The following is an 11635-nucleotide window of genomic DNA, read 5'->3' as shown; positions in this document are numbered from 1 at the left end:
CTTCTATTCGCTCGCGATTTCTTGCGGGCCGTTGGTTGTTGTCGGCCGGCGGAGGGCGTTGATCGTGACGACGGCGAAGAACAGGATCGCGCCGACGATGTCGATGGTCAGTCCGACGCGGACCTCGCCGATCTTGGTGATCGGTGCCAACAATAGTGCGGCTGATATGAACATCAGCACCCGTTCGAAGACCGACAGACTGTTGCGGAAGTAGCCCGCGATGCATCCTGCCAGGGCAAGGATCCCAATCGTCGCGGCGGTCAACGCGTGGGCGATCGCAAACGCCGTGGGGGATTGGCCATCGGGAGCCAACAGGCACAACGCCGGCCGGTAGACAAACATAAACGGCAACGTAAATCCGACTAACGAGAACCGGAACGCGGCAAACGAGGTCTTCATGATCGGCGCCTCGGCAATCGAAGCACTCGCGTACCCGGCTAATGCCACCGGCGGCGTGACCATCGACATCATGCCGAAGTAGAAGATGAACAGGTGAGCGACCAACGGGATCACTCCCAATTCGCCCAGCAGCGATCCCATCAACGTCGCCATCAACAGATAACAGACGACCGAGGGAACACCCATTCCCAGGATCAACGAACAGACCATGATGCCGAGCAGGGCGAGGAACAGATTCGTTTCGACCACGCCTTTGATGACCGAACTGAAATCGGTTGCGATTCCGGTCTGTTGGACGATCCCGATGATGATTCCGACGCAGGCACTCGCGGCGACCAACGAGATCCCATTTTTGGCCGACTTGGTCATCGCCGACGTCATCTCCGGACGCCACGCGGGATGAATCAGGCCAAAGATCAGCAGCCCAAACATCCCGACGATCGCCGATTCCAACAGCGAACCAACCATCAACAGCGGGCTAAATTCACCGCTGGTCGGATGGATCCATGAACTGGCCATAAACGTCTGCAGTCCCGAGGGGACCGAATCGTGGACAAAGATCGTCGCTTGATGCAGCAACAGCACGGCGAAGAAACTGAAAAACGCCATCCAGCGAGCCGACGCGCTGATCGCAAGTTCTTTGCGAAGCGTGGCGAAGACCAAGATCACCGCTAGCGCTCCTGTCACGCTGCGGAACGGCGAGAAGCCAGCGATCAGCAGGCCGATCAAAGTTCCGAGGGCTCCGAAAAAGACCATCGCTTCGAAACCGGACAGCTTCTTTTTGCTGACCTCTTGCGTGTCGAGCCCCTCGGCTCCCAGACGCCGCGAGTACAGGAACACAACAGCCAGGATCGACACGTAATACAGAATCGCCGGCAGCAGAGCGGCTTTCATGATCGTCAGGAATGTGACCTGCGGCTGCACCAATTCCAGCATCATGTACGCACCGGCACCCATTACCGGCGGAACCAATGCGCCGCCGGAAGCTGCCGCGGCGGTGATGCCGCCGGCGATGTAGTTCGGGAACCGAGCGCTTCGCATCATCGGAATCGTAAACGTTCCGGTGGTCACCGCGTTAGCGACCGCACTGCCCGACAGCGAGCCCATCAAGCCGCTGGCGACAACCGAAACCATCGCTGGTCCGCCACGGATTTTGCCGAACACTTTGGTCGCAAAATCGATGATGAACTGCGTCGCTCCCGACATCTCCAGGAAGGCGCCAAAGACGACAAACAGGAAGACATATTTAAACATCACGCTCGCCGCGGGGCCAAACACGCCCAACGACTGCAGGAACGTCGTGCTGACGATATCTTTGACGTTTTGCCCGGCGTGTGGCAGCATCCAATCGGGCATCGCGACCCAGTCGTACCGCAGGCTGCCGTAGCAGTAATAAGAGTGGGCGACAAAAAACAGCGCCAGCAGCGGAACGATCAGTCCGATGCTGCGGCGAGTCGCTTCGAGAACCAGCGCCAATCCGATCAGCCCGACAACAAAGTCGGCGGTCGTTTCGGCACCAGCCCGGTTGCCCAGCGAGATCCCGTCGGACCACAGGCTCTCAAAGAGCGGTTCGGTTTGCACGACGACGTATCCGCAACATCCGGCCGCTGCGATCGCTAACACCACGTCGATCAGACGCATCGATTGAACGTTGGCAAACCGCTTGTGCAGCGGAAAGGTCAAATAGCAGAGCGCAAGCCCAACGCCGACAAACACAGCCAGCGACGACTGCGGTTGCATCAAGTTGTAATTGACTTCGAACAGCGTGAACAAACACAAAAACACGCCCAACGCGGTAATGGCAAAGCGTCGAGTGCGATCCAATAGATTCGCTTCTTGGGTCACGGACGGATCCTTTGAGTGGTTACGTTCCAGAGCGGAAAGGGCGGGGTGGGCGGCTGAGGGAATCGCTGTGCAAGCGGCCACGACGACGGGACCGCTTGCTGCGACAAGCTGCTGATTCTAGCTAATCCTGTTCGACGCGGAAGACTTCTCCGAAGACTTCGATCTCGTCGCCAATCGTCAACTTTTTGCGACGCCGCGTTTCGACTTCGCCATTGACCGTGACCTCGCCATTTTGAATCAACATCTTGGCTTGGCCGCCGGTCCCGACGACGCCTGTCAATTTGATAAAGTTGTCCAACCGAATCGAATCTTCATCGTCCGTGCTGGGGTCGTTGGAAACATCTTGGTTCATGGGGTGGTTCACTTGAGTTGAAAGCGGGCGACCACAGGCCAGTGGTCGCTGAGATCGCGTTGATTTGAATCGATTTGCCAGTAGGCGTTCCAGTGGGCATCCTGTTCATCGGGCCCATCTCCTTTGACCGATAGTTCTCGAGGTCGCTGCACCGATCGCAGGACCAGGTCGACGCGGTCGGGATCGTCTTCGATCATGGCGGGGCTGACCAGGATCCGGTCGAACGCTTTGCCGGCCAACAGGTGCGTTTGCCGTTGGTCGACGGACAACCGCGGGTGCAGATCGATCAGGTCGTCGTCGGTTCGTGGAGTATGTTTCCCGCACAGGATCGCGAGGTCGCTGTCATCGCGGACGCCCTCGGCAGGTTCTTCGGTATTCAGATCGCCCAGCACGATCACGTTCTCTCCGGCAGCGACTCGATCGGCGATCCAAGTGTGGACGAGTCGCGCTTGGCGAATCCGGATGTCCGCTCGTTCGGCGCGAGCTCGCAGATGCAGATTGATCACCGTCACGACTTCGGGATCACTCGGCCGACCGATTTCCAGTTCGGCTTCTAGATGTTTGAAGACGTTGTAGTAGTCGCCGCTGGCGTGCATCTTCCGCGATTGGCCGTTGAGTCCCGACCGGCGCAGCCAAACGTTGTCGGCATACAGAAGCGCGACGTCCTGTTCGGTGAACGGTTCGGCTCCATCAAAACAGACGAAGCGAAACTTCTGGTCGTGGTCGTCTTCCAAAGTTGTCGTCAGGTAGCCCATGACTTTGCTGCTTTCAACTTCCTGCAGCGCGACAACGTCGGGGCGGACCGACGCGATCGATGCGGCGACGGCATCGCGACGCCAGTCCCAGTTAGGGCGATCGGGCGCCGACATCTCGCGGGCCAGATCGCTGCGGTTGTCCCGCGGCTGGCTGTCGAAGAACCATTCGAGATTCCACGACATGACGACGAAATCGTCCGCCGATTCGTCGGCGTAGGCGGCGACAGCTTGGAAGCACAACAGGACGCAGATCAAACGGTGCATCGATGACTCTCCAGCAAGCGGCGGCGGACAACGCAGCTGCGACGTGCAGCGATTTGGGAACGCCCCAGTATAGTCCAACGGCTACCGGCGGAAGCTTAGGTACCGGTGATCAGGCAGAGCAAATAAGTTTTTGTGGCGGCTGATACCTCCGGTGGGAAGACCGGATGTAACCCTACAGCGATCAGCTGACGACAACGCGGTGAAAGTGCAGTTTGACTTCTCGATCGATCACGCGACGAACTCCTTCGACCAGGCAAGAGGGCTCGTTGACCTGTTCGCCTCGCCGGATCACCTCTTCCAACGGCGTCCCCGGCCGGACCGCAAAGGTCTCTTGGTTGATCGTTTGATTCCCGGCATCCAGTTCGGGGATGATGAAGTGACACGTCGCACCAAAGGTCAACATCCGCGCGGCATAGGCGTCGTGGTAGGGGCGGAAGCCGGGAAAACCGGGCAGCAATCCATGGTGCAGGTTGATGATTCGCCCCCCCGCGAACTGCCAGCACGTCTCCGGCGGCAGGATCCGCATGTAGCGTGCTAAGACAACGTAGTCGATCTCGTAGCGATCGAACATCTGAACCATGGCGTCTTCGTTGGCGCTGCCGTCCGCCTCGCCGATCAGTTCGAACGGAACGCCAAACTCCTCGGCCAACGGTTGGCACTTCTTGCGATTGCCGATCACAACGGCCACTTCGGCGCGGATCCGGCCATCGCGAACCGCCTGCAAAACAGCCCTCGGCGTTTCGGTGCGGTAGGTGGTGCAGAGCGCGATCCGCGGCCGATCGGCTCGTTTGTCGGGACTCCAAACTCGAATCGCCAGCCCCGTCTTCTCAGCGATCTTCTGCATCGCTTGTTCCAGCAGATCCAGCCGGCCGTCGGGCAGGTGCAGCCGGCAGAGCATCGCAAACAACTGCGCCTCGTCGTGGTCGTACATCTGGATTTCGGAAAGCGATGCGCCTTGGCCGGTCACGTAGTGAATGATCGGGTCGGCGAGCCCAACATTGTCGGGGCCAAGGGCGGTGATAACAACGTCCATGATTTTGGTTCTACTTGTTTGCCAGCCGGGAGGTCATATCGGGACAGTTGCCAAGTATATCGACTGTAGCCGGTTTCGATCAGCCACCTTATAATGGCCGACAACAACATCCAGGAACTTCCATCGAAGCCGAACCGCCTGCAACGAAAACGTCGCCACGCCATGACCGCACCGAGACCTAAACGCATCCCGCGTGAACTTGTTCCCAAAGGGGAAAGCCTGTGCGATTATTGCAGCGCCAAGTGCTGCCGCTATTTCGCACTGCCGATCGACACTCCCGAGAATCGTCAGGACCTCGATTTCATCCGCTGGTATCTGTTGCACGACCGAGCGAGCATGTTTGTCGAAGGGGATACGTGGTATCTGTTGGTCCACACGACCTGCAAACATTTGCAAGAAGACCATCGCTGCGGAATCTACGAAACCAGGCCGCAGATCTGCCGCGACTACACGACTGCGGAATGTGAATACGAAGATACTTGGGTCTACGACCAGTACTTTGAAACTCCCGAACAGGTCCAGGATTACATGGACGCCATGTACGGGCACGAATACGAATCGCTTCGCAGCCGCAAACCCGCGGCGTTGCCGATTGCATAGCCCTGCCGCTCGCCGATAAAAACTCTGCAAAGCCGGCAGTCCTGGTTACAATATTTGAATGTCGTTTGCACTCTTTTCAAATCCGTTCGGAACCCGTTAGATGAGACGCCCCGCTGAAGATGATGATGACGGCGGCTTGGATTCGCTGCTCGATACGATGACCAATGTCGTCGGCATCTTGGTGCTTGTATTGATCGTGACGCAGATGAGCGTGACCGAAGTGGTCAGTCGCATCCGTTCGGAAACTGTCGTCGATGCCGAGAAGCTGGAACAGGCTAAGAAGGAACTCGTCGAGAAAGAGGAAGAGAAAAACGAACTCGAACGGATCCTGGTCGCTCCCCAAGACATCGACGCCGACAAGCAGAAGGAAGAACTGCAGAAGCTGAAGGACCTGTTGGCTCGGCAGAAAAAGGCCCGCGAGGATGCCAAGAAGGAACAGGAGCAGTACGCCTTAAAGATCGAACAGCAGCAGAAGGCGGCGGAAGAGGCAAAAAAGAAGATCGCCGAAACGACCGGCAAGCGTGAGGAGCTGACGAAGTTGATCAGCACCTCGCTGGATCGCAAAGCTCAGATCGAAGCGATGCTCGACAAGACGCCGATCCGCGCCCGCCCAGCTGACATCAAGGTCAGCATCCCCAACCCGCGTCCGGCACCGCCGGGAGCCAAGCAGGCTTCGTTTTTGTGCAGTGGCAACGCCGTCTACCCGATCAACGTCGAAGCGTTTCGCGAGCGAGCCGTCAAAATCGCCAAGGCGATCGTCGCCCGTGGCAACATGGACCGGGATCCTAAAGTCGGCATCGACCCCGAGAAATTTACAGCGATCTTCGCTGGCGAGAAGAAGGACCAGGATGCGTTCTTCGACGTGGAATATTACGTCCAATCGAACCGCTATCCACGGATGCGATTCCACCCGCGGGAGAAGCGTGGCGCCGTCGCAACCGCACTTTTGAACAAGCGCTCGGTGATTCGAAGAGACTATCTATCGAACCTCGACGTCACCAAATATTACGCTCGGTTCTACGTCCTGCCCGACAGCTTCGACATCTACCTGACAGCTCGTGGGATCTTCCAAGACGCCGGGATGCTGGCCGGTTGGGATCCGCAACCGCAAGACTGGCTCTATACGACGCACGTCGGCGGTGTCGAACTGGGACCACCGCTACCGAAAAATCCAAATCCGCCGCCGCCCAGAAAGCCGCAATCGGTGATCGATTGATCGCGGCGGTTGTTCGGGCACGGGCGGTCGACGTTATTGCAGGATACAGTCGGCGACCAGCGGCAGATGGTCGGAGGCTCGCCGAGCGATATCGGTTCGCGAGGCAAAGCCGTGGTCGATGCTCATGTTGCCGCGGAAGTAGACCCGGTCCAACGGTCGCATCGGCATGAAGGCGGGGAACGTCTTGTGCAGTCCGGTCGCCGATTGGAAACCTCCGGTGTCGAGGATCCCACGCCCCAAGTTGCCCCAGACATCGTTGAAGTCGCCCGCCAGCAGCACCGCCGTCTCCTGATGCGTGCGACGAACCAGTTCGGTCGCCAGCAGTCGACGCAGTTGCATCTTGCGTTCAAAACCGGCTAGCCCCAGGTGGACGTTCAACAGCAGAACCGTGCGGCTGTGCCCATCGATCTGCATTCGGCAATGCGCCGCCAGCGCCCGCCGCTTCTTTTTCATCGGGATCGTCAAATCGATATCCTGATGATCCGTCAGCGGAAAGCGACTCAAGATCGCGTTCCCGTAGTGACCGACTTTCAGTTTGACGTTGCGTTGATAGATGTGGTGCTTCAGCCCCAACGCCTCTCCCAGCACTTCGACTTGGCGATCGTGCCGCGATCTCGGCACGCCATCGTCGACCTCCTGCAAAAACAGGATGTCGGGATTGCAGTGTCCAACCGCCTGCACGATCCGGTCGGGATCATAGCGACGATCGACTCCGCCGATGCCTTTGTGGATGTTGTAGGTGGTCAATCGAAATTGCATGAGGCGGATCGATACGGGTTGCTGTGGATTGGAAGTCTCGCCGAGCCGATCAAACATACAAGCGATACGGTCGCGGAGTTGAGATTTGGGGATGTTTATACCATAGCGGAGACGATCCGCTGACGGCCTGTCCCGCTTGCGGATTGGTGGACTACCCAGGCGGGCGAGCCAGCAAAAATTGGGCTTTTTGTTGCGCGAGCTGGCAAACCTCATGAAAATTTTACGTTATCATGGGTGCAACTGTCGTTCCGTTGACAGCGTCAAACTCCTGCCGTTTTTCCTACCTTCGATATTTGGAACCCTACCTGATGACAAAACGATCCTCATTGAATCGACGACGATTCGTGCAATCCTCCGGCGCCGCGGCGGCTGTGCTGTCGAGCGGCGTGTGGAGCGAAACCTCCGCTAAAGAGTCGACCTCGGCAAACAATAAACTGAAAATCTTGTGCGTCGGAACCGCCAACCGCGCCGCTGCCGACATCGATGGGGTCAAGGGCGAAGACATTGTGGGGCTGTGCGACATCGACAAGAACTACCTCGATCGCGCCGCGGCTCAGTTCAAAGGGGCCAAGCTGTACAGCGATTATCGCGAGATGATCGACAAGGAAGCTGGCAACGCTGACGCGATCGTGATCGGTAACGCCGACCACAACCACGCTCCCGCTTCGCTGCGAGCGATCAACGCCGGCCTGCACTGCTACTGCGAAAAACCGCTGACCCACACCGTCACCGAAGCTCGCATCATCACCGAAGCGGCTCGAGCCAAGGGCGTCGCGACGCAGTTGGGAACTCAGATCCACGCCGGCGACAACTACCGCCGCGTGTCCGAGATCGTCAAAGCGGGCATCTTGGGCGATGTGACCGATGTCCACGTTTGGGTCGGTAAAGGCTGGGGCGGCGGCGAGCGACCCGAAGGTGGCGAACAACCACCAGCGAGCCTCGATTGGGATCTGTGGTTGGGCCCAGCTCCCGAACGTCCTTATGTCGCTGGACGCTACCACCCTGCACAATGGCGACGTTGGTGGGACTTCGGCCAAGGAACCCTGGGCGACATGGCTTGCCACTACATGGATCTGCCGTTCTGGGCTTTGGATCTGAAGCACCCAACCACGATCAGCGCCGAGGGCCCCGAGGTTCATCCGGAAACCTGCCCGCTCGGTTTGAAAGTCGAATACCAGTTCGCCAAACGCGGCGACTTGGCTCCTGTCAAACTGACTTGGTACGACGGCAACATGACGCCTCGCGAAGTTGCGGGCGAACGCGTTCCCGGCAGCGGCGTGATGTTTGTCGGAACCGAAGGCAAGATGTTCGCCAACTACGGCAGCTACAAGCTGTTCCCGAAAGAGAAGTTTGCTGGCTTCCAACCGCCCGAACAAACGATCCCTAAATCGATCGGGCACCACGCCGAATGGATCAAAGCGTGCAAGGATGGTTCGCCAACCACATGCAACTTCGATTATTCGGGCGCTCTGACCGAAACGGTTCTGTTGGGCAACGTTGCCTACCGTACTGGCAAGGAACTGCAGTGGGACGCGGCGGCGCTGAAGGCGACCAATTGCCCCGAAGCCGACAAGTACCTGAGCAAAGAATACCGCAAGGGTTGGGAAGTCAGCTAATCGCCTGAGATTTGCAAACCTAACGAACGCTAATACCGACAGCGCCATCGAGTCTCACGATTCGATGGCGTTGTTTTTTGCAGAGTGCCCTCGCCGTCGGTTCCGGCAAAGCAAAGTGGCCCACGATTGGTTAGGGCTTAAAACAAAAACTGGCGGCGGAGACTTGCCAGTTCGTTCAACAGCGGACGCGGTTTGCCGTGCGAATCGACAAGCCCTGCCCCCGGCATCGAATGGGCTTGGCGGTCGTCCCAGCTTTCCCAAAAGACGCCGTGGACCATCTGTTTGGCCAGCAGCATCCGCGTCAACCGACTCGCATAAGCCAGTTGATCCGCGGCGGTCGATTGACCTTCGGGTCCCAAAGCGATCGGCAGTGCGTTCCGCGGCGTGTTGGCTTCCGATTCCGCGATCGCGGGGACGGAGATCTGCGCCAGCAGCGGCAGTCCCAACTGAGCCCAGCGGTCGATCTGTTGGCTGACGTCCAGGATGCTCCGCGGAAGCGTCCCCTCGGGCCAATAATTCATCCGCATCTCGAGACCGATGCCCGCGATACCCAGGTTCGAACGGACCAAGGCGTCGACGAAGTGCAGCGGAGAAATGCCGTCGGACGATTTGCTGAGATATTCGCCCCAAGGTTGGTCGACGCTGATCAGGATCGGCGTGCGGTTATCGTGGCGGCGGATCTCCTGGATCACCGCAACCGCCAAACGCATCACCTGTTCTTCGTCCAATTTGATCGGGCCCGCGGTGTTTAATCCGGACACCGCGTGCCACAGTTGGACCTTGCCGCGGTAGCGTTGCACCGCCGTTGCGACGTATCGGCTGACCGTATCCAGCAACCCGTCGAAATCCTCTTCTAACAAATAGATCCAGTGGGGCAGTTGTTTCTGCTGGAAATCGAACAGCGGTCCGGCGCAGACGCGCAGCCCGTGCTGGTGGCTCCAATCGAACAGCGGATCAAACTGCTCGAAGTCCAATTTGCCCATGTCGCTTTCGACAGCGGTCCAATTGGTGCGGATGGCGATTGTGTTGAAGGCGTCGAGGTAGGCCTGTTCCAGCCCCGGCGTCATCGGTCCCGGGGGAGCGATGTAGGCGGCCGCGAGAGTTCCCAACTGGCGTTCGTTGTTCTTGCGGTAGGCCAACGCTTGCGCGGCGTAAGTGTCGACTAAGGCGTCGGAGGCTTGTTGCAGCGCGGCCAGCGAAGCGTCGGACAACTCAGCCGTCCGGGCGCTCAGCGGATAGCTTTGAGCGGCATCGAGAAATCGGTCGATCCCTTCGGTCAGCCGCGACTGGTACGCATCGGGCAATCGCATCCCGCTCCGCTGCCACTGATCGGCTTGGCCGCGAATGTTGCTGCACGCCCCGCGAGCCAGTTCCAGCGGCAGGAAATAGGGAGTATCGCGCTGTCGCAGACTGCACGATTGCAACACGCGGGGGCCGCTGTCAGCGATCGGCCAGGGAATGGAGATCTTTCCCGACTCGTCGATATTGCGTTGAATCAGCAGCTGGTCATCTTTCCACGTGACTCTGCCAAACCAAGGAATGCCTTCGATTCCCGAGATATACGCAGCTTCCCAATGGGGTACTGATGCCCGAAATGATTCGGGAACTTCAAAACGGAACAGACCCATCCGGTGCCTTGCGGTGATGTTAACGAACAGAAGCCAATGCGGTTGCCTAGGAAAATTTAACGTAGCGCGGACCATTTTTCAATTCCGCAACCGCTTGCGCTACTCGTGCAATCGCTGGCTCAAATGCTAGAATCGTCTCCCCGCATCCCTCCTCAACGCTATTAGGACGCTCACGTTGACCAGCAACGACCCATTCGAATTCGATTCCAACGGTGCCCTGTTACGAACGCATCTGCCACTTCCGGGGCAATCGGGAAAAGTTCGCGATGTGTATGACCTCGGCGACAGCCTGCTGATCGTCAGCACCGACCGAATCAGTGCTTTCGATTGGATTCTGCCCAATGGAATTCCTAATAAAGGGAGCATCCTGACGGCGATGAGCCGGTTTTGGTTCGATCATCTGCAGGTCGCCAATCATCTGATTAGCTGCGAAGTTCCGCAGCAGGTGATCGATTTGGGGATCGATGCGTCGGTCCTCGCCGACCGAATCATGGTCGTTCGCAAGGCGCAAGTCGTCCCTTTCGAATGCGTGATCCGCGGTTTTATCGAGGGATCGGGCTGGGCAGAATATCAGCAAAGCGGAGCGATCTGCGGGATCGACTTGCCAGCTGGTCTGCGGCAGTGCGATCGTTTGCCCGAACCGATCTTCACCCCGGCGACCAAAGCGGAGACAGGGCATGATGAAAACGTCTCCACCGAGGTCATGTCGGCTGCGATCGGTGCGGAACAGACCGAACTGCTGCGGCGGTTGAGTCTTCAGGTCTACACCACCGCAGCGGACCATGCAGCCGAGCGCGGGATCTTGATCGCCGACACCAAGTTTGAATGGGGCCTGGTCGATGGCGAAGTGATCCTGATCGACGAGGTTTTGACGCCTGACAGCTCACGTTTCTGGCCCAAGTCGAGCTACGAACCGGGACACTCTCAACCGTCGTTCGACAAGCAATACGTTCGCGAGTGGCTTTCGGAAACCGATTGGGACCGCAACAGTCCACCGCCGACGTTGCCCGCCGATGTGGTGCAGCGAACGGGCGAAAAGTATCGCGAAGCGCTCGACATCTTGACCTAATCGCGGGCGATCGCGACGGCAAACCGACCGGCTGCGATGCGACAGTTGACCACGGAGCCGGGCGAACTACCTTCGCTTTACGATTGCTGCCGTCGTGAG

General features: G+C 58.4%; 10 protein-coding genes. 4 read left to right on the top strand and 6 right to left on the bottom strand.

What is annotated here, in order from left to right; all coding sequences use genetic code 11:
• Positions 1 to 3: 3 nt before the first annotated feature.
• The 4 genes from CA51_RS15415 to CA51_RS15400 form a co-directional block, all read right to left on the bottom strand.
• The gene (locus tag CA51_RS15415; RefSeq protein WP_197451216.1) at positions 4 to 2244 is read right to left on the bottom strand and encodes a TRAP transporter permease; all 2241 of its coding nucleotides are present in this window, start codon (positions 2242 to 2244) and stop codon (positions 4 to 6) included.
• A 121-nt stretch (positions 2245 to 2365) separates the two neighbouring features.
• Positions 2366 to 2596 carry an RNA-binding S4 domain-containing protein gene (locus CA51_RS15410; protein WP_145122072.1) on the bottom strand — a complete coding sequence of 77 codons (231 nt, stop codon included), beginning with the start codon at positions 2594 to 2596 and terminating at the stop codon, positions 2366 to 2368.
• A gap of 8 nt (positions 2597 to 2604) precedes the next feature.
• Positions 2605 to 3615 (bottom strand): endonuclease/exonuclease/phosphatase family protein, encoded by a 1011-nt coding sequence (locus tag CA51_RS15405; protein WP_145122070.1) that lies wholly within the window; start codon positions 3613 to 3615, stop codon positions 2605 to 2607.
• Positions 3616 to 3796: 181 nt separating this feature from the next.
• Positions 3797 to 4648, bottom strand: coding sequence for a formyltetrahydrofolate deformylase (locus CA51_RS15400; RefSeq protein WP_145122068.1), 852 nt, complete (start codon positions 4646 to 4648; stop codon positions 3797 to 3799).
• Between the two features lie 162 nt (positions 4649 to 4810).
• On the opposite strand from CA51_RS15400, the gene CA51_RS15395 reads away from it, so the two are divergent.
• Both CA51_RS15395 and CA51_RS15390 read left to right on the top strand, forming a co-directional pair.
• Positions 4811 to 5248 (top strand): YkgJ family cysteine cluster protein, encoded by a 438-nt coding sequence (locus tag CA51_RS15395; protein ID WP_145122066.1) that lies wholly within the window; start codon positions 4811 to 4813, stop codon positions 5246 to 5248.
• Between the two features lie 100 nt (positions 5249 to 5348).
• Complete coding sequence (locus tag CA51_RS15390; RefSeq protein ID WP_145122064.1) at positions 5349 to 6464, top strand: hypothetical protein; 1116 nt, start codon at positions 5349 to 5351, stop codon at positions 6462 to 6464.
• A 33-nt stretch (positions 6465 to 6497) separates the two neighbouring features.
• Here CA51_RS15390 and CA51_RS15385 read toward each other — a convergent pair whose 3' ends face one another.
• The gene (locus CA51_RS15385) at positions 6498 to 7223 is read right to left on the bottom strand and encodes an endonuclease/exonuclease/phosphatase family protein (RefSeq protein ID WP_197451215.1); all 726 of its coding nucleotides are present in this window, start codon (positions 7221 to 7223) and stop codon (positions 6498 to 6500) included.
• A gap of 308 nt (positions 7224 to 7531) precedes the next feature.
• Between CA51_RS15385 and CA51_RS15380 the strand changes: the two genes are divergently transcribed.
• On the top strand, positions 7532 to 8839 hold the full coding sequence (locus CA51_RS15380) for a Gfo/Idh/MocA family protein (RefSeq protein ID WP_145122061.1): 1308 nt from the start codon (positions 7532 to 7534) through the stop codon (positions 8837 to 8839).
• A gap of 137 nt (positions 8840 to 8976) precedes the next feature.
• On the opposite strand, the gene CA51_RS15375 is transcribed toward CA51_RS15380, so the two are convergent.
• Positions 8977 to 10467 carry an endo-1,4-beta-xylanase gene (locus CA51_RS15375; RefSeq protein ID WP_197451214.1) on the bottom strand — a complete coding sequence of 497 codons (1491 nt, stop codon included), beginning with the start codon at positions 10465 to 10467 and terminating at the stop codon, positions 8977 to 8979.
• 175 nt (positions 10468 to 10642) lie between these two features.
• Here CA51_RS15375 and CA51_RS15370 point away from each other — a divergent pair, with 175 nt between their 5' ends.
• Positions 10643 to 11536 carry a phosphoribosylaminoimidazolesuccinocarboxamide synthase gene (locus CA51_RS15370; protein ID WP_145122057.1) on the top strand — a complete coding sequence of 298 codons (894 nt, stop codon included), beginning with the start codon at positions 10643 to 10645 and terminating at the stop codon, positions 11534 to 11536.
• The last annotated feature ends 99 nt before the right edge of the window (positions 11537 to 11635 follow it).

Origin of the sequence: Rosistilla oblonga (assembly GCF_007751715.1) — a bacterium.
Taxonomy (GTDB): domain Bacteria; phylum Planctomycetota; class Planctomycetia; order Pirellulales; family Pirellulaceae; genus Rosistilla; species Rosistilla oblonga.
Note: the sequence above shows the minus strand (reverse complement) of the source record. Positions and strands in the feature narration are given on the sequence as shown.